This is a genomic window from Sulfitobacter mediterraneus, from assembly GCF_016801775.1.
Taxonomy (GTDB): Bacteria; Pseudomonadota; Alphaproteobacteria; order Rhodobacterales; family Rhodobacteraceae; genus Sulfitobacter; species Sulfitobacter mediterraneus_A.
This window is the reverse complement of the sequence record NZ_CP069004.1, coordinates 558,454-582,791: the sequence shown is the minus strand read 5'-3', so window position 1 is coordinate 582,791 and position 24,338 is coordinate 558,454. Positions and strand designations below refer to the sequence as shown.

The window sequence follows — 24,338 nt, the reverse complement described above, 5'->3', positions numbered from 1 at the left end:
CTCTTGTCAGTTACGTTCACGCTGCGCAACCTGCATCTTCAAGTGCACTTGAGGTCAACCATGCAAAACCCCGACATTTCCGAACTGGCCAAAGACAGCGGCGTGCCTGCCTCAACACTCAGATATTACGAGGAAATCGGACTGATCCGCGCGGTCGGACGCAAGGGGATCAAGCGCGTGTTCACCGCAGATGTGATGGACCGTCTGACGTTGATTGGCCTGGGCCAGCGGGCCGGTTTCAAACTGCGCGAGATCGCGGCGCTGATGGGCCGACGGGACGCGCCGCGCCTGTCGCCAGACGCCCTGCGTGCCCGCGCCGATGCGCTTGACCTGCAAATTGCAGAGTTGCAACGCATGCGCGATGGCCTGCGTCATGCGGCCAATTGCACGGCACCCAGCCATCTGGAGTGCCCCAAGTTCCGGCGTATCCTGCACATTACAAAAACCCGCAGGCGGCAGGGTAAACCTTAGCGGAGACAAACGAAAAAGGCCGCACCAGATGGCGCGGCCTTCACAACTTGGATCAAGTTGATCTTATTCGTCTTCGAGCGCTTCAACGGCCTTTTGCAGGTCGTCCTTGCTGATCTCTTTTTCAGTCACTTCGGCGTTTTCCGCGATGTGATCAATCACTTTGTCTTCGAACAAAGGCGCACGCAACTGTTGCTGCATCTGCTGGTTTTGCTGAACGAATTCAAAGAACTGGCGTTCCTGACCAGGGTACTGTCGTGCCTGGTTCATGATCGCCTGGGTCATCTCGGCGTCGGTCACCTGTACTTCGGCTTTCTGGCCCAGTTCTGCCAGCAGAAGGCCAAGACGCACGCGGCGTGTCGCCAGCTTGGTGTGCTCTTCCTTGGTTTCGATCTCGGGGTGATCGTGGCCTTCAACGTCAGGGTTTTCGTCATGCCACAGCTGGTGGGCAATCTGGCCCGCTTCGGTTTCAACCAGGGTGGGCGGCAGGTCAAAGTCAACCATGCTGTCCAACTGGTCCAGCAGGCCGCGCTTCATCACCGCGCGGGAGGCACCGGCGTATTCGGCTTCCAGACGCTCAGCGATCTGCGCTTTCAACCCGGCCAGATCTTCGGCACCGAATTTTTTCGCCAGTTCATCGTCGATCTCAGCGGCAACAGGCTCTTTCACCTCTTTGATTGTGCAATCAAATGTCGCTTCTTTGCCCTTCAGGTGCTCGGCCTGATAATCGTCAGGGAAAGACACGGTCACGGCTTTTTCTTCACCGGCCTTTACGCCAACCAGCTGCTCTTCAAAGCCGGGGATAAAGGAGTTGGACCCCAGAACCAGCGGATAATCTTCGGCAGAGCCACCTTCAAAGGCTTCGCCATCCACTTTGCCAACAAAATCCATGACAACCTGATCGCCGTCTTTGGCTTTGGAGCCTTTCTTGCGGGCTTTGAAATCCTGCGCGGTTTCAGCAAGGTTGGCCAGCGCTTCATCCACAGCGGCGTCATCGGCTTTGACCACCAGCTTTTCCAGCTTGATCTTGGACATGTCCAGTTCAGGGATTTCTGGCAGCGCTTCATAGGTCATTGTGACCTCGACATCGTCGCCTTCTTTCCAGTCTTCGTTGGCCATTTTCACTTCGGGCTGCATCGCAGGGCGATCGCCGGATTTTTCGAAATGCTCGTTCATCGCGCCGTCGATGCTTTCCTGCATCGCTTCGCCCATCACGCGCTGGCCAAACTGCTTTTTCAGCAGCGCCATCGGCACCTTGCCCTTGCGGAAGCCCTTCATCTCGACTTCAGGCTGCGCCTCGGCCAGCTTCTCGTTCACTTTGGCGTCCAGCTCGGCCGCCGTCAGGGTGATGGCATAGCCGCGTTTCAGACCTTCGTTCAGCGTCTCGTTGACCTGCATGTTTGCTCCATAGGATAGGGCCGCGCCGCGCGGCGCGGGTAAAAATTTCCGCCCTTCTATGGCTGATGAAGGACGTGCGCAAGGGGGTCAGCCCGGTCGAACCGGCCTTAGGCGGTGGTTGGGGTTAAAAACCTGCCTGCATCTGCAAAACAGGCCCCTTGGCCACCGGATCGGATCACATGCCCAAGGCTTCTTTGTACATTTCCAGAACCGCCTCTTCTTCGGCGATGTCGTCCTTGTCGCGTTTGCGCAGAGCGATGACCTTGCGCATGACCTTGGTGTCATAGCCGCGCGCCTTGGCCTCGGCCATGACTTCTTTTTGTTGCTCGGCCAGGTCTTTCTTTTCCGCGTCCAGACGCTCGATCCGTTCTACAAACTGGCGCAGCTCGTTGGCTGTCACACGGTATGTCGCATCGCCTGCGGTTTCGATCACGTCTGGGTTGGTGCCTGTATCGCTCATCTGACGGTCCTCTTGATTGGCTTTCAGACTGACTACCTTCGGGGCGGCGCCCCCGCAAGCGGGACTTGCCCCAAGCGGGGGATTGTCGTAGCAGCCTGCCATGGAAACCGACACATTTACCGTTTTTGATTGGATCATCTGGTCTGGTGCCGCGCTGTCCCTGCTGGGGCTCGTTGGGCTGGTCTGGTGCATTCTCAAGGTCACCCGCGCCAAACGTGCACAGCTGGATGATGAGGCGATGCGCGCCGTGCTGCAATCTGCACTGCCGCTAAACCTTGGGGCGCTGTTCTTGTCGGTCATTGGCCTGATGATGGTTGTGGTCGGGATCTTCATGGGCTGAGGCGGGCCTTGCCTCCTGCCCTGCGACCCATTGCACCGACCTGCAATGACGGCTGGACAGGAACCCGCTCTGCGCTTAAATCATCCTATGGATATTCGCCAAATCACCCCCCGCTATTTTGTCAGCCCGCAGATTGACCCGTCCGATATGGACGCCCTGCGCGACGCTGGCATCACTCGCATCCTGTGCAATCGCCCTGACGCCGAAGTGCCGCCAAGCCACAGCGCTGATGCGATCCGCGCCGCGGCTGAGTCTGCAGGGATCGCCTTTGCGGTTCAGCCGCTGACCCATCAGACCATGGTGCCCGATGTGATTGCCAAGAACCGGGCGCTGGGTCTGGATACGGGCGATGTGGTTTTGGCCTATTGCGCCTCTGGCACCCGCTCGACCATTGCATGGGCGCTGGGGCAAGCCGGCACGCTGCCCGCAGATGAGATCGTCGCAGCCGCCGCGGCGGGCGGTTATGATCTGAGCAACATCCGCCCCGCGCTGGATCAACCTTTCGTTTGATCCCTCTGGATTGAAGCTACCCCGCCTCTTGTTCGGCGGGGGGATCTTCGAAGCCCGGCAGGTCTGACATGTCCGGCAAATCAGGTAGTTCCGGCAGATCGGGCAAATCCGGCAGGTCGGGCAGGTCGGGCAACTCGGGCATGTCATCCCCCATTTCAGGCGGCTCCGCTCCGTCATAATCTGCACCCGGCATCTCCATCATTGCAGCGGCCGGAGACAAGCCAACCGCAGCGCGGGCATCCCCGTCCGGTTCCGTCTGCTTTTGACCCTGCCCGGTCTGTGTGACCCGCAGCGCCCGCATCCCGTTGACGCGCCCCAATGTGCCAAGGCCAAGTGCTTTGCCGCCCATGGTCAGCACACGGGCCTGATCAAAGGCACATCGGCCCAGATCAATCTGATCCCCCACCTTGAGCGCCCCAAGCCGGCGCAGCGGCATCCGAAACCGGGTGAGCGCGATATTGAGATCAACGTGCAACGCCAAAACCGTTTCGGTCAGCTTTTTGGGAACCCGTTTGTCGGGTGCGACGCTGTCATCTTTGGCGTCCTCCGGCGGGATGGGGTCTTGGGCCATCTCGCTGTGCGGCAGGCAAAGGGTCAATGACCCCTGCCGAGTGCCGCCATCGATATCCACCGTGATTTCGATGATTTCAAAATCCTGTGCCGTCAGCGCCATCAACAGCAGCCGCGGCGTAGCCGTCCGCGCACCAAAGGTATAGCCGCGGATCAGGTCGCGGTCGGCCTCCGTTTCAGGCAGGCCAGCCGCACGGAGGATCAGCGCGTCAATGAAAGGCGCACACATCGCGGCATCGGTTTCGGTCATGGTCCGCACGTCGCCCTCTGCGGCGGGCAAGACCTTTCCCATGGTCTGTTGTTGCAGCAAGGCGCCGACGAGCGCCTGATCGACCACAACGCCGCCCCTTTGCCGCTGGGGCCCATCCATCAGCAGCAGCAGCGCATCCGCCGGAAACAGCTCACCCAAGGTGTCCGCGCTGCGGGTTTCGCGTCGCAGGCCAATCACTGCCATCGCCATATCGAACAGATCATCCGCCACCTTGGCCAAAGTCAGGCGCAGCGCCTTGGCCAGCGTCATTGCACGGGCCTGATGCGTCGCACGGCCCGAATGGGCTTTGCGATGCAGGACACCTGCAGGCGGTGTTGTCTCTTCGGTTATGGCTGATTGTTCCTGGTCTTGACCCATTGCCTCCGCCCGCGGTTGGGATTGCTGGGTCCAGCCATAGCGGAAGATTGGTTACTATGGCCTTTATGCGGGCTGGCTGAGTTCCGATTGATCTGTCTGGACCGGGGCAAGCGCCGATGCCGGCAAGAAAACCCGGAACGCCGCCCCTTCATAGGATGTCAGATAGCTGATTTCGCCGTCCAGCCTGTGCATGATCTCGCGGCAGATCGCCAAGCCCAACCCTGCACCATCTCCTTCGGCGCCAGTTGCGCGATAGAACTTTTCGAAGATGACAGCCTGCGCATCGGCGGGGATGCCCTCACCATTGTCGACAAAATCAACCGTGATCCCGTCGCTGCGCCGCCCCACCAGAATGGTCAATGCGGGCGTGTCGGCGCGGCAGTACTTCTTGGCATTGGTGATAAGATTGATGAATACCTGCACCAACCGGTCCAGATCGGTGCGGATGATGATCTTTTCCTGCACCCCTGCGCGGGTCACGCTGATGGGGTTTTCGCTGCCGGTCAGGGCCGTGGTCACCGCCCGGTCCAGCACATCTTGCAATGCGCCTTCGCCAATGTGCAGATTGCCCTGCCCGTTTTCGAGCACGGACAGATCCAACAAATCGTCAAGCAGCCGGGTCAGGCGAATGGTCTCCGAATGGATGATCGAAGCATAGCGGGTCTTGTCCGCCTCGCTGAGCTTGGCCGCGTCCCGCAGGATTTCAGAGAACGACCTGATCGAGGTCATAGGCGTGCGCAACTCATGGCTGATCTGGCTGAGGAAACTGTCCTTTTGCAGTGACAATTGGGTCAGCTTTTCATTGGCGTGGCGCAATTCTTCGGCGGTTTCGGACAGCTCTCTCGATTTGGCCTCAAGCTGGCTGGAGTATTCCAGCATCTGGGCGGATTCGTCCGCCACCGCCAGCAAATCCTGCACCGACACTGACGTGCCGCCAACGATCTGCCCCACCATCGCATGGGCCGTGGCCGCACCAACCGAACCTGCCAGCTCGCGCTCCAACTCCTGCACAAAGGCCGGTGTGGGTTCCGGCAGGTTGCCCGGCCGTCCCTGTGCCTTGGCCTCTTGCCGGAAAAATGCCTGTGCCTCGGCCGCCCCCAGGATCCGCTGGGCCATAATCATCAAGTCTTCACTGCCCGCCACCGAGGCCGTCCAGCCCCGCGCCGATCCGCCGTGGTCCAGCACATTGACAAACTGTGCGCCCTGCAATCGTTCAATCGGATCAGGAAAGGTAAAAAGCGAGACCACAAAGAACATCAAAGTGTTCAGGCTCAGGCTCCAGACAACGGCATGTACCGTGGGGTCCAGTCCCTCAACCCCAAAAAGCGCTTGCGGGCGCAGCCACGCGGCCCCCATCAAGCCTTGCTCAAAGGTGCTTTGTGACAGGGCCACATCCATGCCAAAGCTGGGCAAGAGCATGGTGAAGACCCACAGGACAAAGCCGATACCCAACCCGCAGAGCGCGCCCAACCGCGTCGCCCCGCGCCAGAACATGCCGCCCAAAAGCGCGGGCAGGAACTGCGCCACACCGCCAAAGGAGATCGTGCCAATTGCCGCCAAGGCGCCGCTGCCGCCACTCACGCGGTAATAGGAGAAGCCAAGCGCGATGATCAGCAGGATCGAGAGCCGCCGCGCAAGGATCACCACGCTGCGCACATCGCCCGATTGGGTGGCACCGCCGCGCCGCAGGTTAAGCCAGATCGGCATGACGATATGGTTGCTGACCATGGTGCTGAGCGCCAGCGTGGCCACGATCACCATGGAGGTGGCAGAGGAAAAACCGCCCAGAAAAGACAGCATCGCCAGCCCGTTCTGCCCCTGGCTGAGCGGCAGGCTGAGCACAAAGAGGTCAGGGTTTGATCCCGCAGGCAGCAAATCAAGGCCCACAACCGCAATCGGCACCACAAACAGGCTCATCAACATCAAATACAGTGGAAAGGCCCATGAGGCGATTTGCAGATGCCGGTCGTCGTTGTTTTCCACCACCATGACCTGAAACATGCGCGGCAGACACAGGAACGCCGCCGCAGAGACAAACATCAACGCCGCCCAACGGCTGCCCTGCACTTCCCAATCACCAATGGCGGAGGCGTCGATACGCTCAAGCGTGTCGCCCACGCCGCCTGCCAGCCCCCAGACCACAAAGACCCCAACCGCGATCAATGCGACCAGTTTCACCACCGCTTCCACTGCGATCGCGATCACCACACCATGGTGGCGTTCGTTTACATTGAGATTGCGCGTGCCAAACAGAACGGTAAACAGCGCCAGCCCCGTTGCCACCCAGAAGGCCGCCTGTGCCCTGTTGAACGGCGCACCCTCGGCCCCGGCAAGGCCCGCATCCGGTGTCGCAAAAATTGCCAGAGATAGGATAACCGACTGTAATTGCAGGGCAATATAGGGCGTCACGCCGATGACCGCCATCACGGTCACAACAATGGCCAAGGTGTTCGACTTGCCATAGCGCGACGAGATCAGATCCGCGATGGACGTCACACGCTGGCTGCGCCCGATGCGCACCAAACGGCGCAGAACCCACCACCAGCCAATCATCACGATAGACGGGCCGAGGTAAATCGTCAGATACTCCAACCCCGACCGCGCGGCATAACCCACCGCTCCGTAAAACGTCCATGCGGTGCAATAGATCGACAGCGACAGCGTATAAACTACCGGTGAGCGCAGCAGCCATCCCCCGCGCCCCCGCAATGCGGCGCGTTCTGCGAGAAAGGCGATGGCAAAAAGTCCGACAACATAGGTCAGGCACACCAGCACCAATTCGTTGAGAGAAACCATCAGGGCGTCCTGTCCGAGCTGCCCTGCGCCGTGTCTACCTCCGCTTCGCCGCGGGTGTAGCGCCACAGCGCCCAAGCCATGACCACCAAGGCCAGCCAGACACCAAAGAGATATCGCAGGGCCACGCTCATCGGCATCGGATCGGCATCACCCGCCTCTGGCAAAGGCCAAAGCAGGGGCACCATCCACAGGCACAGGCCAATCAACGGAAGAAACCGCAGCGCGTCCATCATCCGCCGCATTCGATAGCTGCGCCGTTCCAGAAACATGCGCCGCTGCGGCATCGCTCAGGCCCCTTTCATTGTGTGGTCAGTTCGCGCACCGCATCCAGCATCTCGGCATTGGAAAACGGTTTGGTCATGAACCGGCTTACGCCTGCTTTTTCCGCCATCTCGCGGTCGCGGCTTTGGCCGCGTGCGGTCAACATAAGCACCGGAAGCGCATCAAAGGCCGGATCGGCCCGCAAATCATGCAGGATTTCAAACCCGCTTTTGCCAGGCAGCATTACATCGAGCATCACAAGATCCGGCCCGGTGTTTCGGATCACGTCCACTGCGTTTGATCCATTGGCCAAGGTTTCGACCCGCCAGCCCTCATTCGACAGCAAAAAGCGGATTGCCTCGGCAATGTTTGTTTCGTCCTCAACCAACACGACATGTTTGCTCACGCGCGGTCCTCCTCCCCCAAGGTGGCAGGGCGGCTCTGTCTGATGCAGCTGGCGCCATGCCGACCCTGAGCATGCAACGGTTTGAGCGGGCTGTCAAAAGCCCAAAGGCCGCAGTCAGACGCCGCTGCTGAGAATTGACGGCTCTCGGCGGGCGGCGCAGCTCTCTTGCGGGCAAACCCGGCATGTCGATCCCATCGACCGCCCCTGCCCCGCGCCGGCGGATGCGGGCAGCAAGACCATCACCGCCTGCACAAGTGGCAACGCATTGTAGGACGGCGCCGATTGGGTTTCGGATGTGGCAAAACATTCAAATTTGGCTTGGGCGCGGCCCAGTTGCATGACGGTTTCCGAAATCACCATGCCCGTTTGCGCCAATGCGCCAAACAGCGGCCAAAGCGGACAACAGGCCCCGTGGCGCGGCACGGTGAAGCCTTCGACCGATTTGCGGAAAATCACCGTGCCAGAGCGGTCGCAGACCACAAGCCCCGCGCCCAGCTCCGGCAAGGCGGCTAAACGGCGCAGAACAACCACGACAGGTTTGTGCAGGTTCCGCGCCAGCGTCAGCGGGTCTGTTCCTGCGGTTTCGATCTCCTTGCGCAGCTCTTTGAGTGACAAGGCCGCTGCATCACGTGCCCATTGTTGCAAGACCCCTCGCGCAATGTATTTGGCGGCCTGCGACCTGAGCATCTCGGCGGTCTCTACAATCTCGGCAATAGTGGCCTCGGTCGCGGAACCGGTTTCCAGACTGCCAAAGCTGAAATCATGTTCTGACAGAAACGCTTCGACCTCCTCTTGCGGCGAGCTGGCAGCATCGGCGGCGTCCGCTTCGGCATCAAGATAAGACACCAGGGCCTGCGCACTGTCAGACAGGCGGTGGCTGTCTTCATTGATATTGGCGTGAAACCGTTCACGCCATTCCGGCTGAAGGGTCTTGGTTTCCGCAAGGATCGCAGCGGTGGACCGGATCGCGGCAGCGGTGGAGAGAAGCTCGTGCATGGACGCCGCCAGATGCGGATCATGGGCGAGCCTGTCGGTCAAAGCCTCGACTGTCTGTTCAAGGGAGGCCACCCGCCGCCGCGTTCCGGCCAGCACATCGGCCCAACCGGGGAAACGCCCGGCGAATTCGTCGGCTCGGCTGGCCTCTGGTCCGGTCAAACCCGCCTCGTCCGCAGCCTCGCGCAGGGCGGCGATCAGGGCAGCCTCCGCCCCTTCGGTCAGGGTTTGCGGCTCGACCCCCAGAACCGCCGCGATATTGAGGAGCAGCTTGCCGCCGATTCTGCGGCGGTTGTGTTCGATAAGATTAAGGTAGCTGGCCGAGATACCGATATCGCGGGCCAGATCCGCCTGTTTGAGCCCGGCCATCACGCGGCGTTCGCGGATGCGGCTGCCGGTCAGCCCCTCACGTGCCATTGCCGTGGCTCCGGTCAATATCCCGCGTTTTCAATGGGTTTCTGCGCTGCAATATCATTTTCTTTACACCTTCGAAAATGTTCCTGCGAAGATATTTACAAATTTAATGTGTTTATCAAGGGGGTTATTGATTGGTTTTCATATAGCAGGCGATAGTCAATTTGCACATTTGTGCCGTGTGAAGGTGCGCGGGAGACGCGCCTTTGCTGTTTCATAATTCGGGAGGAATTCATGTCATTTTCCAATCTGACACGTCGTGGTCTGATCAAAACCAGCGCAGCAGCTGGTGCCGGTCTTGCACTGCCGACGTATCTGCGTGCCGACGGGCACTCTGGCTTTACCAACGCCCCCACGGGCAGCACCGTAACCCTGGGCTTTAACGTGCCCCAGACCGGCCCCTATGCCGAAGAAGGTCTGGACGAGTTGCGCGCCCAGGAGCTTGCTGTTCAGCACCTCAACGGTGAAGGCGACGGCGGTATGATGAACACTTTCAGCTCCAAAGCGCTGAAAGGGAACGGTATTCTCGGCAAGAAGGTCGAGTTTGTAACAGGCGACACGCAGACAAAGTCTGACGCGGCGCGTGCCTCTGCCAAGGCGATGATCGAAAAAGACGGCGCAATCATGATCAACGGTGGTTCGTCCTCCGGTGTGGCTGTTGCTGTTCAAGGCCTGTGCCAAGAGGCCGGCGTTATCTTCATGGCGGGTCTGACCCACTCAAACGACACAACAGGTAAAGACAAGAAAGCCAACGGTTTCCGTCACTTCTTTAACGGTTACATGTCTGCAGCGGCCCTCGCGCCGGTGCTGAAAAACGCTTATGGCTCTGACCGCCGCGCGTATCACCTGACGGCTGACTATACATGGGGCTGGACACAGCAGGAATCGATCGCAGCCGCGACCGAGGCCATGGGCTGGGAAACTGTGAACAACGTGCTGACGCCGCTCGCGTCCACGGACTTCTCGTCCTACATCGCGCCTGTGCTGAACTCCGGTGCGGACGTTCTTGTTCTGAACCACTACGGCGGCAACATGGTGAACTCGCTGACCAACGCGATCCAGTTTGACCTGCTGAACAAAGAAGTGAACGGCAAGAAGTTCGAGATCGTTGTTCCGCTTTATTCCGAGCTGATGGCCGCTGGTGCGGGCAAAAACGTGCAAGGCGTTATTGGCTCCATGAACTGGAACTGGCAGCTGCAGGATGAAGGCTCCAAAGCCTTCGTGAAATCCTTCGGTGAAAAGTATGGCCGTCCGCCATCCAACTCCGCGCACACCTGCTATGTTCAGACGCTGCTCTATGCGGATGCCTGCGAACGTGCCGGCACTTTCAACCCATGCGGCGTTGTCGAAGCTCTGGAAGACTTTGAGTTCGACGGTCTGGGCAACGGTCCGGTTCTGTACCGCGGCGAAGACCACCAGTGCTTCAAAGACGTGTTGGTCATGAAGGGCAAAGAGAACCCGTCCAACGAATACGACACACTGGAAATCGTTGAAGTGACACCGCGTGCTCAGGTTGAGTATGCGCCAGATCACCCGATGTTTGCCGGTGGCGAGCTGGGCAAGTGTAACCCAGGCGCATAAGCCGACCCAATCCAACGACTACAGGGCGCATTCCGTTTGATGCGCCCTGTCCCATACCGTTACGCCGGGCGCGACCTGCCTGCGTAATGACGCATTGCAAGAGGTGGGGACCATGGACGCAATCATTCTTCAATTCCTGAACGGCCTGGATAAGGGATCCGCCTATGCGTTGATCGCTCTGGGCCTTACGTTGATTTTCGGCACGCTGGGGGTGGTGAACTTCGCCCATGGTGCAATCTTTATGATTGGTGCGTTCTGCTCCGTTACCCTCCAGCGTATTCTGACGCTCAGCTCGGAAACGCTGTCGGAAACCGAGAAGGACTTTCTCGGCAATCCGCTCAAGATCAAAACCCCCTATGTCGAAAGCTGGTTTGGCCCCGAGGTGGGCGCTTCCATCATCGACTGGGCGGTGCCTCTGGCGATCCTGCTGGCGATACCGGTAATGCTGTTTGTCGGCTTTGTCATGGAACGGGGCCTGATCAAACACTTCTACAAACGTCCCCACGCTGATCAGATCCTCGTGACCTTTGGCCTTGCCATCGTGCTGCAGGAGGTCATCAAGTATTTCTACGGCGCCAACCCGATCCCGACCCCCGCGCCTTCTGCCTTTGTTGGCAGCTTTGACTTTGGCCCCTTGCTGGGGCTCGACAGCTCGCTCGCTTATCCCTACTGGCGTTTGGTCTACTTTGGCTTTTCTGTGCTGATCATCGGTGCTGTCTTTGCCTTCCTGCAGTTCACAACCTTTGGCATGGTGGTGCGCGCAGGCATGGCTGACCGGGAAACTGTGGGCCTTCTGGGCATCGACATTGACCGCCGGTTCACCATCATGTTCGGCATCGCGGCGGCGGTCGCGGGATTGGCAGGTGTGATGTACGCGCCGATCAACTCGCCCAATTACCACATGGGTATGGATTTTCTCGTCCTGAGCTTCGTGGTTGTGGTCGTCGGCGGCATGGGCTCCCTGCCCGGCGCGGTTCTGGCTGGCTTTATGCTGGGTATCCTCGAAAGCCTCGCCTCCATGAACGAAATCAAAAACATTCTGCCCGGTATCGACCAGATCATCATCTACGTGGTTGCTATCATCATCTTGCTGACACGTCCGCGGGGCCTGATGGGCCGCAAAGGCGTGATGGAGGAATAAACAATGCTCGGACTCAAAAAACACGACACCCAGTTGTTGATCATTGTGATCTGCCTGGCGCTGTTCGCCCCTTTCCTCCTCAACCCATTTCCTGCCGGTTCTGCCATGGCGCAGTTTAATGCAGGCTATCCGGACCTGATGCAGCGGTTTGCGATCTTTGGCATCTTTGCCATCGGTTTTAACCTGCTGTTTGGTCTGACCGGTTATCTCAGCTTTGGCCATGCGGCCTTTCTGGGGATCGGATCCTACTCGGCGGTCTGGATGTTCAAGCTGCTGGGCTACAACATCATTCCCGGAATGATCCTGTCGGTCATTGTTTCGGCCTTCTTTGCCCTGCTGATCGGCTATATCTCGTTGCGCCGCTCAGGGATCTACTTTTCGATCCTGACACTGGCCTTTGCACAGATGCTGTTTGCGATTGCCTATTCGGATCTGATCGGCCGCTTTGTCGGCACGCCGATCACCAATGGCGAAACGGGCCTGCAGGTCTATACCTCCGATCCGCAGTTTTTCCACAGCGCCGCGAAACCGGACATTCCGCACCTCTTTGGCCAAAAGATGCAGTCGACCTATACATTGGATGTCGGTGCATGGAGCTTTGACTTCAACTTTGGTTACTATTTCTGTGCGCTGGTGCTGATCTGCATGTTCTATCTGGCGATCCGTATCTTCCGCTCACCTTTCGGGCTGATGCTGCGGGCGGTGAAATCGAACCAGCAGCGGATGAACTACACCGGTCTGAACACCAAGCCCTATACTCTGGCGGTCTTTGTGATCTCTGGCATGTATGCCGGCCTTGCGGGCGGTCTGATGGCCTCCATGGATCCGCTGTCGGGCGCGGAGCGGATGCAATGGACCGCCTCTGGCGAGGTGGTTCTGATGACGATCCTCGGCGGCGCAGGCACCTTGATCGGTCCGGTTCTGGGCGCGGGCTTCATCAAGTACTTTGAGAACATCTTTGCCAAGATCAACGACAACGTGTTGCACAGCTGGTTCTCCTTCCTGCCCGATGGCATCGAGGATTTCATGGTCACCATCGTCCACCCCTTCGTGGGCAAGGGCTGGCACCTGACCCTTGGCTTGCTGTTCATGATGGTTGTGATCTTCCTGCCTGGCGGCCTTGTGCAGGGCGCTGAGAAAATCGGGGCCACCTTCCGCCGCAAGGACGCAAAATCCGCCGACGCTGAGGCGAAAGCCGCCAAACAGCGCAACCCCGCAGCTGAATAAGGAACGAAACAATGGCAATTCTAGAAGTCAAGAATGTCGGCAAACGGTTTGGCGGGTTGCAAGCGCTGGGGGATGTGAACCTCAACGTGGAAGAAAACACCGTGCATGCGATCATCGGACCGAACGGCGCGGGCAAGTCCACCTTGCTGAACTGTTTGGTCGGCAAATTGATCCCTGACACCGGATCGGTGATGTTTGACGGGCAATCGGTTCTGGGCCGCAAACCCTTTGAGATCAACCAGATGGGCATCAGCCGCGTGTTCCAGACACCCGAGATCTTCGGCGATCTGACGGTGATGGAAAACATGTTGATCCCCTGCTTTGCCAAACGCGATGGCGCGTTCCGGATGCATGCACTGGAAACCATCGCCAATGAGCAGGAGATCGTTGCCAAGGCCGAAGAAATGCTGGTCGATATGAACATGATCGACAAACGCGAGATGCACGCCGCCTCCATGTCACGCGGTGACAAGCGGCGCTTGGAAATTGCGATGTGTCTGGCGCAGGATCCACGTTTGCTGTTGCTGGATGAGCCAACGGCGGGCATGGCGCGGGCGGATACCAACAACACCATTGATCTGCTCAAACGGATCAAGGAAGAGCGCGACATCACCATCGCCATCATCGAACACGACATGCATGTGGTGTTCTCACTGGCCGAACGGATCACCGTTCTGGCACAGGGCACGCCGCTGGTGGAAGACACACCTGACAAGATCAAGGGTCATCCCAAGGTGCGCGAAGCCTACCTTGGCGAAACCCAAGCGGCATAAGGATCAGAAAAATGAACACCGCAACACTGAACCGCAACGCCAATCACGCCGCCACCGCACCCGCCTTTCTGTCGGTCTGGGATCTGCATGCCTACTACGGCGAAAGCTATATCGTGCAAGGCGTGACCTTTAACGTCCATGAGGGTGAAATCCTTGCCCTGCTGGGCCGCAACGGCGCGGGCAAGACCTCCACCCTGCGGGCCATCGCCCGTCTGAGCGAACCCGAGGTGCAGCATGGCGAGATCTGGCTGGACCACCAGCCCCTGCACAAGATGGCCAGCCATCAGGCCTCTGCCGCCGGTCTTGCATTGGTGCCCGAAGACCGCCGGATCATCCCCGGCCTGACGGTTGAGGAAAACCTCAAACTGGCCCAGATCGCGCCACCGGTGGGTTGGTCACTGGATCGTCTGTATGATCTTTTCCCCCGCCTCGGCGAGCGGAAAAACCAAGAGGGCGTCACGCTTTCAGGCGGCGAACAGCAGATGTTGGCCATCGCCCGCGCCCTGGCCCGGGACATCAAAGTGCTATTGCTGGATGAACCCTATGAAGGTCTCGCGCCGGTGATTGTGGACGAGATTGAAAAGACACTGGGCCTGATCAAGGAACAGGGGATCACCACGATCCTGGTTGAACAAAACGCCGTTCGCGCCCTGAAGCTGGCCGACCGCGCTGTGATCCTTGATACCGGCGGGATCGTTTTTGACGGCACGGCCGAAGAGGTTCTGAACAACGCAGAGCTGCGGGCGGAATACCTCGCAATCTGATCTTGGCATTGGCTGAGGCCTGAAATTACCCCCAACTAAGCAGCAGGTCCGCCTGCTGCTTTTTTTGTTGGCCGGTGGGCCATCGCCTGCGCGCCTCTACCCCTCCAACAGCTTGCGCAACTCGGTCTTGAGGACTTTGCCATAGTTGTTCTTGGGCAATTCCGGCAGGTGGTGATAGCGTTTGGGCCGTTTGAACCGCGCAATCTCGTTCAGGCAAAGCGCATCCAGCGCCGCGGCATCGGCATCCCCGACGACAAAGGCAATCACCTCTTCGCCCCATTCTGCATGGGGTCGTCCGACAACGGCCGCTTCGCTGATCATTGGATGGGTCAGCAAGACCTCCTCTACCTCGCGTGGATAGACGTTTGACCCACCGGTGATGATGACGTCCTTGCTGCGGTCCTGGAGGGTCAGGTAGCCTTGATCGTCCAGAAACCCCATGTCACCGGTCATCAGCCAGCCGTCTTTCAGGGCTTTGGCGCTGCCCTCGGGGTTTTGCCAATAGCCGGGCATGACCGTTGCGCCGCGCACCATGATCTCACCTTGTGATCCGCTGGGCAATGGTTGCCCGCCTGCATCCCCAATGCGAATCTCGACCGCCGATTGCGCCCGTCCAACGGAGGCCAGCCGCTTTTGCCAGTCAGCGCGGCTGCGGTCTGCCACATCGGCGCGGGACAGGGCGGTGATCCCCATAGGGCATTCTCCTTGCCCGTAGATCTGCACAAAGACCGGACCAAACTGGTCTACAGCCTCAATAATATCGGCATTGTACATCGGGCCGCCCGCATAGACGACGGTGCGCAGCCCCCGCCCGCGCAGGCCTGCGCCCTTGGCGTAATCGGTCATCCGTTTGACCATCGTGGGCGCAGCGAACATGTGAACCGATCCGAAATGCGCGGCCAGATCAAGGATTTCCGCCGGATCAAACCCGCCAGACGCCGGGCAGATATGCGCTGCCCCCTTGGCCACATGCATCAGGGCATAAAGCCCTGCACCATGGCTCATCGGGGCGGCATAAAGCGTTGCGTCCTCCGCGCGCACCGGATCGACGTCCGCCTCATAGCACAGCGCCATCGACATCAACATGCCATGGGTGATGATCACGCCCTTGGGCTTGCCCGTGGTGCCGGAGGTATAGAACAGCCATGCCAGATCATCCGCTGTGCGATCCACCGGGTTCAGCATGGGCGGGGCGGCCATGGCGGCCTCGAAATCCTCCTCGGTAATGGTGACAACCTGCGCTGCGCTGTCCGCCTCCCTCAGACCCTGCGACAACTCCGGGCTGGCAAATACCAACTTGGCACCGGCATCCTCAATGATGAACGCCGCCTCACGGCCGTGCAGCTTGGCATTGATGGGCACCGCCGCCGCGCCGCAGCGCCAGATGCCATAAAGAACCACCAGATAATCTGGCACATTTTTCATGAAGATCGCGACCCGGTCCTCCGGCGCAACGCCCTGCGTGATCAGCCAAGCGGCCAGCGCACCGGCGCGGGCGTTCAGTCCCGCATAGTCACAAATCTGGTCCCGCCCCTCAAATACAGCGGGCCAATCCGGCATGGCCGCAGCGGTGCGGATCAACCAATGGTCGAGATTCATGAAAACGTCCCCTTTGAATCCCACCATGCCAAGCCTTTATTGAGGCTGCAACTGGCGGCTTTCCATGGGGAGGCCCATGGCATATAAGCGAAAAAACGTCACGGCACTTTCGGTGCCTGCACAAAAGAAGTGTTGAGGAAAAAAATGACTAAGAACACCCATGACGCTGATGTGGCCTTTATCAAGGCCTTGGCCGAGCTGCTGAACGAAAATGACCTGACCGAACTGCAGGTCAAACGCGATTACGCCGAGGATGACAGCCTCAATGTGCGGGTCAGCCGCAAGCCACCCCAACAGATCGTGGCACCGCAACAGATGCAGGCTGCAGCACCGATGGCCGCTGCGCCCGCCGCTGCGGCCCCGACTGCCGCCGCTTCCGCAGAAGAACCTGCAGATCCGGCCAGCCATCCGGGCGCCGTGACCTCCCCCATGGTCGGGACCGTTTATATGCAAGGTGAACCGGGCGCACCGGCGTTTATCACGGTTGGCGCAAGTGTCTCTGAAGGAGATACGCTTTTGATCGTTGAGGCGATGAAAACGATGAACCACATTCCAGCCCCCAAGGCGGGCACAATCAAGCGCATTCTGGTGGGCGATGGCGATGCCGTCGAATTTGGTGCGCCGCTTGTGATCATCGAATAAGGGCGCCCAGATGTTCAACAAGATCCTCGTTGCCAACCGCGGAGAGATCGCCCTGCGCGTGATCCGTGCGGCCCGCGAAATGGGCATTCAATCGGTTGCGGTGCATTCCACCGCCGACAGTGACGCGATGCATGTGCGGATGGCGGACGAATCTGTCTGCATCGGTCCGCCTTCATCCAGCCAATCCTACCTGTCCATTCCCGCGATCATCGCCGCCTGTGAGATCACCGGCGCCGAGGCGATCCACCCCGGCTATGGCTTTCTGTCCGAGAACGCCGGATTTGTGCAGATCATCGAAGATCATGACCTGACATTTATCGGCCCCACGGCGGAGCATATCCGCGTCATGGGTGACAAGATCACTGCCAAGGACACGATGAAAAAACTGGGCGTGCCTTGTGTGCCCGGATCCGAGGGCGGCGTGGCCAACCTCGAAGAAGCGAAAAAACTGGGCGAAGAGATCGGGTATCCGGTCATCATCAAAGCCACGGCAGGCGGCGGCGGCAAGGGCATGAAAGTGGCCGAAACCGCAGCGGACATGGAAAAAGCCTTCCAGACCGCGCGGGCCGAGGGCAAGTCGAACTTCGGCAATGACGAAGTGTATATCGAAAAATACCTGACCACACCGCGCCACATCGAAATTCAGGTGTTTGGTGATGGCAAAGGCAAGGCCGTGCATCTGGGGGAACGCGATTGTTCCTTGCAGCGCCGCCACCAGAAGGTCTTTGAAGAGGCACCCGGCCCCGCCATTTCCGCCGAAGAACGCGCGCGGATCGGCAAGGTTTGCGCCGATGCCATGGCTGACATCAACTATATCGGCGCGGGCACCATCGAGTTTCTTTATGAGAACGGCGAGTTTTATTTCATCGAGATGAACACCCGTTTGCAGGTCGAACACCCTGTGACCGAGGCGATCTTTGGTGTTGATCTGGTGCGCGAGCAGATCCGCGTGGCCAGCGGCATGGATATGTCCTTTGGCCAGGATGATCTGACCATCAATGGCCATGCCATCGAAGTGCGCATCAACGCAGAAAAACTGCCTGATTTCCGCCCCTGCCCCGGACGCATCACCCAATATCACGCCCCCGGCGGTCTGGGTGTGCGGATGGATTCGGCGCTTTATGATGGCTATTCGATCCCGCCCTATTACGACAGCCTGATCGGCAAGCTGATCGTGCATGGCCGTGACCGGCCCGAGGCACTGGCGCGTCTTGGACGTGCCTTGGGCGAGCTGATCGTCGATGGTGTTGATACCACGGTGCCGCTTTTCCATGCGCTGTTGCAGGAAGAGGACATCCAGTCCGGCGGGTACAACATTCACTGGCTGGAACACTGGCTGGAAACCAATCTCGGCGATGCCTGATCTGCAATGTCCGAGCTGACGCCGGAACTGCTGCTGCATGGCTATTCCATCGGGATTTTTCCGATGGCCGAACACCGCGACGACCCGGAGATTTTCTGGGTCGACCCGCGGCGGCGCGGAGTGATGCCGCTGGACGGGTTTCATCTGTCCCGGTCACTGGCAAAGGCGATGCGTCGCTCGCCGTTTCGCGCCAGCGTGGATGAAGATTTTGCCGGAGTGGTTGAGGGCTGCGCAGATCGTGCAGATACCTGGATCAACGATGAAATCTTTGGCCTTTACAACGCGTTACATCTCAAACGTCACGCCCATTCCATTGAGATATGGGAAGATCAGACGCTTGTGGGCGGGGTTTACGGTGTCAAATTGGGCGGCGCCTTCTTCGGCGAATCCATGTTTTCGCGGCGCACCAATGCATCAAAAATGGCGCTGGCTGTGTTGGTGGATCGGTTGCGGCAGGCAGGCTTTGTGCTTTTTGATGCGCAATTTTTGACCGATCATCTGGCGTCACTTGGTGCGCAAGAGATCACCCGCGCGGAGTATCACGCCCGCCTTGATCGCGCCAAAGAGGTGAAAGCCCGCTTTGATGCGCCGCCGGTGGCCAGTCTTTATGAGGTTGTGCAGCGGATGACCCAAACGTCGTAACGGGCATGTTCCAGCGCCGAAAGCGCAGGCGCGGAGGCAATCATCCAGCCGGAAAAAAGCGTCCCGGCCTTGCCCGCTTCGGAGATTTCCAAGGCGGCATAAGCATTGCCGGACGGGTTGCCCGCCGGATAGCGGCAGTCGGCCATCACGATCTGCAAATTGCCGAACCGCACGGCGTTGCCAACGCCAATATCAATATCTGTGGTCTGGCCCGATACCTTGTCGAGCGCCCGCAGGACACCGCCAGAGGCACTTGTCACCTCTTGGGCGGCCAAAGGCGCCGCCAGACAGGTCAATACTGCTAGGTATTTCAACATTTTAGCCACCTCACCGCATCGCGCCGGAAACGCAAATACCGGTTACTCAGGGCTCCATGCTTCGTAATCGCCCCGGTCTGCGGGTTTCTGGCGCCGGATTGACCCTGCAGGTGCATAGGCCATCTCGGTGCCAGACAGGTTTTCAACATGGGGCTTTTCCCATGGCTTGTGCACCAATGGGCGGTCACTGGGCGTTTCATTCCAGGTGTGGTGCAGCCAGCCATGCCAATCGGGGCTGACGCGGCTTGCCTCCATGTCACCGTTGTAGATCACCCAGCGTTTGCTGTCGTCATGGTTGCGGTAGTAAATATTGCCCTGATCATCCTCGCCCACTTTGGTGCCTTTGCGCCAAGTGAAAAGCTGTGTGTTCAAGGTCTGGCCATCCCACCAAGTGAGAGCCCGGAAAATTGTGTTGAGAATGCCCATGACGGTCTCCGCTCTTGTTGTTCGGGTTATGCACCATGGCCGCGGCGGCGTCCAGTAACCTATGGTGTTGCAGCAAAGACTCCCGCCATAAAACTTGGTCAATTTGCCGGTTAAATCCCTTTGGATCGCGCAAACATTCGCCGTATTGTTTCCAAAACGGAGATAATACCGATGGCAGGCACCCCTTCGAAACCGCTGCATGTGGCGGAATGTCATGGCGTGAAAGTGCCCGACAGCCCGATGATGACCCCCACCCGCGCTGAGCGGATCAATGCAGCGCGTTACGAGGGGCAGGAAATTGCCGGTGCATTGGATGTGATCCGCCCCGGCGACAACATTCTTGAGATGGGTGCGGGGATTGGTCTGGTTGGGGCGATTGCCGCGAAAAATGGCAAACCTTCCAAGGTGTTATCCTTTGAGGCAAATCCGGGGTTGATCGAACATATCAACGCGCTTTATCGGCTTAACAAGCTGGAACAAGTGATCGAGGTGCGCAACGAGGTCCTGATCTCTGCGCCGGATGCGCCTCAGACGATGGCTTTTCACATCCGCAATTCCTATCTCGGCTCCTCTCTCATCGACAGTGACAAACGTTCCACCACACGCGTCGATGTGCCGACAGCGGACTACGCCCGTGTGCATGCCGAATTTGCCCCTGATGTGCTGCTGATGGACATCGAAGGTGGCGAGCTGGATTTTCTGCGCCACGCCGATCTGACCGGCATTCGTGCGGTTGTCATCGAATTTCATCCCGAGGCCTATGGCAAGGACGGCATGCGCGAATGCAAAAGCATCCTGCGGCAAGCCGGATTTGCGCAGGTGCCGGAACATTGCACGCGCCATGTCTGGACCTGCATTTATGATGAAGAGCTCAGCCCGCCCAAGCCGGATCGTGGCTGGACCCGCGAGATGCGCGAGGTGCCGCAGGCGATTGTGGTGCCCCCTGCGGAGCAGGATTTTGTACAGGAGGCTGGCATTCTGCATGAGGATGGCCGCTATTGCCCCACGGGCGCCCTGTGGCGCAACGGGCGGGCGCTGACGGTTGAACCGCCGATGCCGAAGGGTGATCTACCGCTGCGCAAGGGGCGCTGGCTTTGGGGCGGCGTCCTGTGGATGCATTTCGGGCATTTTCTGGTGGAAAGCACCAGCCGCCTTTGGGCCTTGCCCGCGTTGAAGGGTGAGATCGATGGTATCCTGTTCGTCCCCAAACGCCCGCGCAATGGCAGCGAAGTCGCTGATTTTCAGAAGGTATTCATTGATCTGATGGGCTGCGATGTGCCGGTTGTCTGCGCTGACAAACCAGAACAGGTGGAACAGCTTGTGATCCCCGGTCAGGGCTTTGGCCTTGGCACGATGATCGAAGGCACCCAGAACTACCAAGACGCGATCCAAGGGCATTTTGCCAAAGATATCGCTGCGGACGGGCCGGAGAAGCTTTATATCAGCCGCAGCGCCCTGCCCTCGGGTCGCGGTAATCTGCTGGGAGAAAAGCAGCTAGAGACCTATCTGGAGGCTGAGGGTTACACGATCTACCACCCGGAAAAACATGATCTCACAAGCCAGATCGCAACATACAAAGCCGCCCGCAAGGTGATCGCCGCCGAAGGGTCGGCGCTGCATCTGCTGGCCATGGTCGCCGATCCGGCAGCGGAGGTTGCGATGGTGGTGCGCCGCCCCTCCGGCGCCACGCGGCAGTTGGAGCGGCATTTGACCGCGTTCCTCGGCAAGCCCCCCGTGACGGTGACACAACTGGCCCGATCATGGAAACCTGTCGGCCCGGCCAAGCCGCGCCTGTGGATGGGAGAACTGAACATGCCCGCTGTTCAGGACGAGCTGACTGCGGCAGGTTTCATCGGTCAGACCGCCAAGAAATGGCCCTCTCTGAAGCCGGCAGAGGTCAGCAAGGAGCTGGGAAAAGGATTTGAGGAGGTCGCCTGAGGGGGCGATTTGATCAATCCGGCAAAAGCGCCGTCACCTCAATCTCGATCCGGTATTTCGGGTCGATCAGCCCGCATTCGATCATCGTGGCCACCGGTGGGTTGGCGCCAAATGTCTCGGCGAGGATCGGCCAGCAAGGTTCGAATTCATGGCGGTCCGGCAGCATGTAAGTGACTCGGATCACATCGGCAAAGCTGCAGCCCGCCTCGGTGAGCGCCGCTTTGATCACCTGCAAGGCATGGCGGCATTGTGCCACCACATTATCACCCTGCCCGACGGTGCCCGCCACATGCACAAAGCCACCTGCGACAACGGCACGGCAATAGCCGACCTTTGGTTCAAATTCGCCGCCTGAGTGAATGCGTTTGATGGTCATGGAAATTCCTCACGTTCAATTAAAAAAGGGCGGACCCATAGGCCCGCCCTCAAATCGTTAGCCGCTGATCACGGATCAGCCCGCCGTCGCCGGCTCTTTCTCGGCTTCCTTGCCATGGATCATCAGCGGCGCGGCGTCCGAATTCACGGCCTCCTCGTTCACGACCACTTCGGACACGGAATCAAGGCCCGGCAATTCGAACATTGTATCCAGCAGAATGTCTTCGAGAATGGAGCGCAGGCCCCTCGCACCGGTTTTGCGTTCGATGGCACGTTTGGCGATGGCCGACAGCGCATCTTCGGTGAAGGTCAGCTGCGTGTCTTCCAGCTCAAACAGGCGCTGGTATTGTTTGACCAATGCGTTCTTGGGTTGGGTCAGGATGGTGACAAGCGCGTCCTCATCGAGATCTTCCAAAGTCGCCAGCACCGGCAAACGGCCGACGAATTCAGGGATCAACCCGAATTTCAGCAGGTCTTCCGGTTCCAGCTCGGTGAAAATCTCGCCGATGCCGCGGTCATCATTGTCGCGCACATCCGCGCCAAAACCCATGGCAGAGCCCTTGCCGCGCGCCGCGATGATCCGGTCCAGACCGGCGAATGCGCCGCCACAGATGAACAGGATGTTCGTGGTGTCCACTTGTAGGAATTCCTGCTGCGGATGCTTACGCCCGCCCTGCGGCGGAACGGAGGCCACGGTGCCTTCCATCAGTTTCAGCAAGGCCTGCTGCACGCCCTCGCCCGACACGTCGCGGGTGATGGAGGGGTTTTCGGACTTGCGGGTGATCTTGTCGACCTCGTCAATATAGACGATGCCGCGCTGCGCACGTTCAACGTTGTATTCAGAGGCCTGCAACAGCTTGAGAATGATGTTCTCAACGTCCTCGCCCACGTAACCGGCTTCGGTCAATGTGGTGGCATCGGCCATGGTGAAGGGCACATCCAAAATCCGTGCCAGCGTTTGAGCCAGCAAGGTTTTGCCGCAGCCGGTGGGGCCGATCAGCAAGATGTTGGATTTGGCCAATTCGATATCGCCGCCCTTTTGGGCATGGTTGAGGCGCTTGTAATGGTTGTGCACCGCGACCGACAGCACACGTTTTGCTGTCGCCTGTCCGATCACGTAATCATCCAGCACTTCGCAGATGTCTTTGGGGGTTGGCACACCATCGGTTGCCTTGAGGCCCGATGCTTTGGTTTCCTCCCGGATGATGTCCATGCAGAGCTCAACGCATTCATCGCAGATGAAAACGGTTGGCCCCGCAATCAGCTTGCGCACCTCGTGCTGGCTCTTGCCGCAAAAACTGCAATAGAGGGTGTTTTTGCTGTCGCCGCCGGAATTATTCGCCATCTCAACCCTTTCAGGTCTTTCGTGTTTATTTGCCCCTGCGTTGGGGACTGCGTGGTTGGCCCTGATCCTAGGCCAGAGGCACCGGCGCTACAATCGCAAAATCGCAGCGCCGGATGGTTCAGGTGTTACTTGTCATCCTTGCCCTTTGTGGGGGCGTCCGGATCGTCTGCCTTGCCGCGGCTTTCGACAATCTCGTCGATCAGGCCCCAGTCTTTGGCGTCCTCCGGTGACATGAAGTTATCCCGCTCAAGCGCCTCTTCGACTTTCTTGAGGGTCTGGCCCGTATGCTTGACGTAGATCTCGTTCAGGCGGGTTTTCAGTTTCTGGGTTTCCTGCGCATGGATCATGATATCCGTCGCCTGCCCCTGATAGCCGCCAGAGGGTTGGTGCACCATCACACGGCTGTTGGGCAGTGAGAACCGCATGCCTTTCTCGCCCGCCGTCAGCAGCAGCGAACCCATCGAGGCCGCTTGCCCGATCACCAGCGTGCTGACCTTGGGTTTGATGTATTGCATGGTGTCGTAGATCGACAGGCCCGAGGTCACAACGCCGCCGGGGCTGTTGATATACATGGAAATTTCCTTCGACGGGTTTTCCGCCTCCAGGTGCAAAAGCTGCGCCACGATCAACGAAGACATGCCGTCATGCACCGGGCCGGACAAAAAGATGATCCGTTCCTTCAGCAGACGCGAGAAAATGTCATAGGCGCGTTCGCCGCGGCTGGTTTGCTCCACCACCATGGGGACCAGCGTGTTCATGTATGTTTCGTATGGATCTGTCATTGATGCCTGCCTGTTAAGATGTCCGCAGGACCATACCCGCAAAACCGTTACCCAGAGATTAGTCTCGCCCCTTGGGGGGTTCAAGGGGGGCTCTGCCCGCCACGTCCAATTGGCGAGGCTGCGCGGCCTTGCAACTGGCGCTGTGCGGGGGTCAAATGTCGCGGGCGGGCTGCCATCGG

Annotated in this window: 25 protein-coding genes; 12 read left to right on the top strand and 13 right to left on the bottom strand. The window is 59.1% G+C overall.

From position 1 onward, the window contains the following. The first annotated feature begins 60 nt into the window (after positions 1-60). The gene (locus tag JNX03_RS02775; RefSeq protein ID WP_203210941.1) at positions 61-471 is read left to right on the top strand and encodes a helix-turn-helix domain-containing protein; all 411 of its coding nucleotides are present in this window, start codon (positions 61-63) and stop codon (positions 469-471) included. A gap of 63 nt (positions 472-534) precedes the next feature. Here the strand turns inward: JNX03_RS02775 and tig are convergent, their stop codons facing one another. Continuing rightward, entirely contained in the window at positions 535-1,866 is a 1,332-nt protein-coding gene (tig, locus tag JNX03_RS02770; RefSeq protein WP_203210940.1) for a trigger factor, read from the bottom strand. A gap of 175 nt (positions 1,867-2,041) precedes the next feature. Next, positions 2,042-2,326 (bottom strand): DUF2312 domain-containing protein, encoded by a 285-nt coding sequence (locus tag JNX03_RS02765; protein ID WP_025048364.1) that lies wholly within the window; start codon positions 2,324-2,326, stop codon positions 2,042-2,044. A 100-nt stretch (positions 2,327-2,426) separates the two neighbouring features. Between JNX03_RS02765 and JNX03_RS02760 the strand changes: the two genes are divergently transcribed. Together JNX03_RS02760 and JNX03_RS02755 are read left to right on the top strand one after the other, a co-directional pair. Beyond that, positions 2,427-2,666: a hypothetical protein gene (locus JNX03_RS02760; protein WP_203210939.1), complete on the top strand. Its 240-nt coding sequence runs from the start codon at positions 2,427-2,429 to the stop codon at positions 2,664-2,666. 87 nt (positions 2,667-2,753) lie between these two features. Further along, the gene (locus JNX03_RS02755) at positions 2,754-3,176 is read left to right on the top strand and encodes a TIGR01244 family sulfur transferase (protein ID WP_203210938.1); all 423 of its coding nucleotides are present in this window, start codon (positions 2,754-2,756) and stop codon (positions 3,174-3,176) included. Between the two features lie 16 nt (positions 3,177-3,192). Here JNX03_RS02755 and JNX03_RS02750 read toward each other — a convergent pair whose 3' ends face one another. The 5 genes from JNX03_RS02750 to JNX03_RS02730 all read right to left on the bottom strand — a co-directional run bounded on the left by JNX03_RS02750 (position 3,193) and on the right by JNX03_RS02730 (position 9,247). Continuing rightward, positions 3,193-4,374: a FliM/FliN family flagellar motor switch protein gene (locus JNX03_RS02750; RefSeq protein ID WP_203210937.1), complete on the bottom strand. Its 1,182-nt coding sequence runs from the start codon at positions 4,372-4,374 to the stop codon at positions 3,193-3,195. A 63-nt stretch (positions 4,375-4,437) separates the two neighbouring features. Further along, positions 4,438-7,170, bottom strand: a complete 2,733-nt coding sequence (locus JNX03_RS02745) for a sensor histidine kinase (RefSeq protein WP_203210936.1) — start codon at positions 7,168-7,170, stop codon at positions 4,438-4,440. Beyond that, positions 7,170-7,454 (bottom strand): hypothetical protein, encoded by a 285-nt coding sequence (locus JNX03_RS02740; RefSeq protein ID WP_203210935.1) that lies wholly within the window; start codon positions 7,452-7,454, stop codon positions 7,170-7,172. Before JNX03_RS02740 ends, JNX03_RS02745 begins: the two co-directional genes overlap by 1 nt. A 14-nt stretch (positions 7,455-7,468) precedes the next feature. Next, positions 7,469-7,837, bottom strand: a complete 369-nt coding sequence (locus JNX03_RS02735) for a response regulator transcription factor (protein ID WP_203210934.1) — start codon at positions 7,835-7,837, stop codon at positions 7,469-7,471. Between the two features lie 114 nt (positions 7,838-7,951). Further along, on the bottom strand, positions 7,952-9,247 hold the full coding sequence (locus JNX03_RS02730) for a helix-turn-helix transcriptional regulator (RefSeq protein WP_203210933.1): 1,296 nt from the start codon (positions 9,245-9,247) through the stop codon (positions 7,952-7,954). A 231-nt stretch (positions 9,248-9,478) separates the two neighbouring features. Between JNX03_RS02730 and JNX03_RS02725 the strand changes: the two genes are divergently transcribed. The 5 genes from JNX03_RS02725 to JNX03_RS02705 all read left to right on the top strand — a co-directional run bounded on the left by JNX03_RS02725 (position 9,479) and on the right by JNX03_RS02705 (position 14,730). Beyond that, positions 9,479-10,825 carry a substrate-binding protein gene (locus tag JNX03_RS02725; RefSeq protein ID WP_203210932.1) on the top strand — a complete coding sequence of 449 codons (1,347 nt, stop codon included), beginning with the start codon at positions 9,479-9,481 and terminating at the stop codon, positions 10,823-10,825. Positions 10,826-10,937: 112 nt separating this feature from the next. Beyond that, positions 10,938-11,966: a branched-chain amino acid ABC transporter permease gene (locus JNX03_RS02720; RefSeq protein WP_203210931.1), complete on the top strand. Its 1,029-nt coding sequence runs from the start codon at positions 10,938-10,940 to the stop codon at positions 11,964-11,966. 3 nt (positions 11,967-11,969) lie between these two features. Then, entirely contained in the window at positions 11,970-13,193 is a 1,224-nt protein-coding gene (locus JNX03_RS02715) for a branched-chain amino acid ABC transporter permease (protein ID WP_203210930.1), read from the top strand. 11 nt (positions 13,194-13,204) lie between these two features. Beyond that, on the top strand, positions 13,205-13,966 hold the full coding sequence (locus tag JNX03_RS02710) for an ABC transporter ATP-binding protein (protein ID WP_203210929.1): 762 nt from the start codon (positions 13,205-13,207) through the stop codon (positions 13,964-13,966). An 11-nt stretch (positions 13,967-13,977) separates the two neighbouring features. Then, a complete protein-coding gene (locus JNX03_RS02705) occupies positions 13,978-14,730 on the top strand; it encodes an ABC transporter ATP-binding protein (RefSeq protein WP_203210928.1) in 753 nt (250 codons plus the stop codon). Between the two features lie 96 nt (positions 14,731-14,826). Here the strand turns inward: JNX03_RS02705 and JNX03_RS02700 are convergent, their stop codons facing one another. Then, positions 14,827-16,329: a class I adenylate-forming enzyme family protein gene (locus JNX03_RS02700; RefSeq protein ID WP_203210927.1), complete on the bottom strand. Its 1,503-nt coding sequence runs from the start codon at positions 16,327-16,329 to the stop codon at positions 14,827-14,829. Positions 16,330-16,473: 144 nt separating this feature from the next. On the opposite strand from JNX03_RS02700, the gene accB reads away from it, so the two are divergent. From accB to aat, 3 genes are read left to right on the top strand one after another with little or no spacing between them, the layout of a single operon-like run. After that, positions 16,474-16,971, top strand: a complete 498-nt coding sequence (accB, locus tag JNX03_RS02695) for an acetyl-CoA carboxylase biotin carboxyl carrier protein (RefSeq protein WP_203210926.1) — start codon at positions 16,474-16,476, stop codon at positions 16,969-16,971. A gap of 10 nt (positions 16,972-16,981) precedes the next feature. Continuing rightward, complete coding sequence (accC, locus tag JNX03_RS02690; RefSeq protein WP_203210925.1) at positions 16,982-18,334, top strand: acetyl-CoA carboxylase biotin carboxylase subunit; 1,353 nt, start codon at positions 16,982-16,984, stop codon at positions 18,332-18,334. Positions 18,335-18,340: 6 nt separating this feature from the next. Next, complete coding sequence (aat, locus tag JNX03_RS02685; protein WP_203210924.1) at positions 18,341-18,976, top strand: leucyl/phenylalanyl-tRNA--protein transferase; 636 nt, start codon at positions 18,341-18,343, stop codon at positions 18,974-18,976. On the opposite strand, the gene JNX03_RS02680 is transcribed toward aat, so the two are convergent. Both JNX03_RS02680 and JNX03_RS02675 read right to left on the bottom strand, forming a co-directional pair. Beyond that, a complete protein-coding gene (locus JNX03_RS02680; protein WP_203210923.1) occupies positions 18,940-19,293 on the bottom strand; it encodes a DUF2155 domain-containing protein in 354 nt (117 codons plus the stop codon). The genes aat and JNX03_RS02680 overlap by 37 nt on opposite strands. A gap of 42 nt (positions 19,294-19,335) precedes the next feature. Next, positions 19,336-19,719 (bottom strand): NADH:ubiquinone oxidoreductase subunit NDUFA12, encoded by a 384-nt coding sequence (locus tag JNX03_RS02675; RefSeq protein WP_203210922.1) that lies wholly within the window; start codon positions 19,717-19,719, stop codon positions 19,336-19,338. A gap of 171 nt (positions 19,720-19,890) precedes the next feature. Between JNX03_RS02675 and JNX03_RS02670 the strand changes: the two genes are divergently transcribed. Continuing rightward, positions 19,891-21,657 carry an FkbM family methyltransferase gene (locus tag JNX03_RS02670; RefSeq protein WP_203210921.1) on the top strand — a complete coding sequence of 589 codons (1,767 nt, stop codon included), beginning with the start codon at positions 19,891-19,893 and terminating at the stop codon, positions 21,655-21,657. A gap of 13 nt (positions 21,658-21,670) precedes the next feature. On the opposite strand, the gene JNX03_RS02665 is transcribed toward JNX03_RS02670, so the two are convergent. From JNX03_RS02665 to JNX03_RS02655, 3 genes are all read right to left on the bottom strand, one after another. Continuing rightward, entirely contained in the window at positions 21,671-22,033 is a 363-nt protein-coding gene (locus JNX03_RS02665) for a RidA family protein (RefSeq protein WP_203210920.1), read from the bottom strand. Positions 22,034-22,108: 75 nt separating this feature from the next. Further along, on the bottom strand, positions 22,109-23,377 hold the full coding sequence (clpX, locus tag JNX03_RS02660) for an ATP-dependent Clp protease ATP-binding subunit ClpX (RefSeq protein WP_203210919.1): 1,269 nt from the start codon (positions 23,375-23,377) through the stop codon (positions 22,109-22,111). A gap of 125 nt (positions 23,378-23,502) precedes the next feature. Further along, on the bottom strand, positions 23,503-24,159 hold the full coding sequence (locus JNX03_RS02655; RefSeq protein WP_203210918.1) for an ATP-dependent Clp protease proteolytic subunit: 657 nt from the start codon (positions 24,157-24,159) through the stop codon (positions 23,503-23,505). Between the last annotated feature and the right edge of the window lie 179 nt (positions 24,160-24,338).

What these genes read in the sequence shown, in the direction of transcription:
- JNX03_RS02775 (WP_203210941.1), top strand. Translation starts at nt 61, where the DNA reads ATGCAAAACCCCGACATTTCCGAACTGGCCAAAGACAGCGGCGTGCCT.
- tig (WP_203210940.1), bottom strand. Translation starts at nt 1,866, where the DNA reads ATGCAGGTCAACGAGACGCTGAACGAAGGTCTGAAACGCGGCTATGCC.
- JNX03_RS02765 (WP_025048364.1), bottom strand. Translation starts at nt 2,326, where the DNA reads ATGAGCGATACAGGCACCAACCCAGACGTGATCGAAACCGCAGGCGAT.
- JNX03_RS02760 (WP_203210939.1), top strand. Translation starts at nt 2,427, where the DNA reads ATGGAAACCGACACATTTACCGTTTTTGATTGGATCATCTGGTCTGGT.
- JNX03_RS02755 (WP_203210938.1), top strand. Translation starts at nt 2,754, where the DNA reads ATGGATATTCGCCAAATCACCCCCCGCTATTTTGTCAGCCCGCAGATT.
- JNX03_RS02750 (WP_203210937.1), bottom strand. Translation starts at nt 4,374, where the DNA reads ATGGGTCAAGACCAGGAACAATCAGCCATAACCGAAGAGACAACACCG.
- JNX03_RS02745 (WP_203210936.1), bottom strand. Translation starts at nt 7,170, where the DNA reads ATGGTTTCTCTCAACGAATTGGTGCTGGTGTGCCTGACCTATGTTGTC.
- JNX03_RS02740 (WP_203210935.1), bottom strand. Translation starts at nt 7,454, where the DNA reads ATGCCGCAGCGGCGCATGTTTCTGGAACGGCGCAGCTATCGAATGCGG.
- JNX03_RS02730 (WP_203210933.1), bottom strand. Translation starts at nt 9,247, where the DNA reads ATGGCACGTGAGGGGCTGACCGGCAGCCGCATCCGCGAACGCCGCGTG.
- JNX03_RS02725 (WP_203210932.1), top strand. Translation starts at nt 9,479, where the DNA reads ATGTCATTTTCCAATCTGACACGTCGTGGTCTGATCAAAACCAGCGCA.
- JNX03_RS02720 (WP_203210931.1), top strand. Translation starts at nt 10,938, where the DNA reads ATGGACGCAATCATTCTTCAATTCCTGAACGGCCTGGATAAGGGATCC.
- JNX03_RS02715 (WP_203210930.1), top strand. Translation starts at nt 11,970, where the DNA reads ATGCTCGGACTCAAAAAACACGACACCCAGTTGTTGATCATTGTGATC.
- JNX03_RS02710 (WP_203210929.1), top strand. Translation starts at nt 13,205, where the DNA reads ATGGCAATTCTAGAAGTCAAGAATGTCGGCAAACGGTTTGGCGGGTTG.
- JNX03_RS02705 (WP_203210928.1), top strand. Translation starts at nt 13,978, where the DNA reads ATGAACACCGCAACACTGAACCGCAACGCCAATCACGCCGCCACCGCA.
- JNX03_RS02700 (WP_203210927.1), bottom strand. Translation starts at nt 16,329, where the DNA reads ATGAATCTCGACCATTGGTTGATCCGCACCGCTGCGGCCATGCCGGAT.
- accB (WP_203210926.1), top strand. Translation starts at nt 16,474, where the DNA reads ATGACTAAGAACACCCATGACGCTGATGTGGCCTTTATCAAGGCCTTG.
- accC (WP_203210925.1), top strand. Translation starts at nt 16,982, where the DNA reads ATGTTCAACAAGATCCTCGTTGCCAACCGCGGAGAGATCGCCCTGCGC.
- aat (WP_203210924.1), top strand. Translation starts at nt 18,341, where the DNA reads ATGTCCGAGCTGACGCCGGAACTGCTGCTGCATGGCTATTCCATCGGG.
- JNX03_RS02680 (WP_203210923.1), bottom strand. Translation starts at nt 19,293, where the DNA reads ATGTTGAAATACCTAGCAGTATTGACCTGTCTGGCGGCGCCTTTGGCC.
- JNX03_RS02675 (WP_203210922.1), bottom strand. Translation starts at nt 19,719, where the DNA reads ATGGGCATTCTCAACACAATTTTCCGGGCTCTCACTTGGTGGGATGGC.
- JNX03_RS02670 (WP_203210921.1), top strand. Translation starts at nt 19,891, where the DNA reads ATGGCAGGCACCCCTTCGAAACCGCTGCATGTGGCGGAATGTCATGGC.
- JNX03_RS02665 (WP_203210920.1), bottom strand. Translation starts at nt 22,033, where the DNA reads ATGACCATCAAACGCATTCACTCAGGCGGCGAATTTGAACCAAAGGTC.
- clpX (WP_203210919.1), bottom strand. Translation starts at nt 23,377, where the DNA reads ATGGCGAATAATTCCGGCGGCGACAGCAAAAACACCCTCTATTGCAGT.
- JNX03_RS02655 (WP_203210918.1), bottom strand. Translation starts at nt 24,159, where the DNA reads ATGACAGATCCATACGAAACATACATGAACACGCTGGTCCCCATGGTG.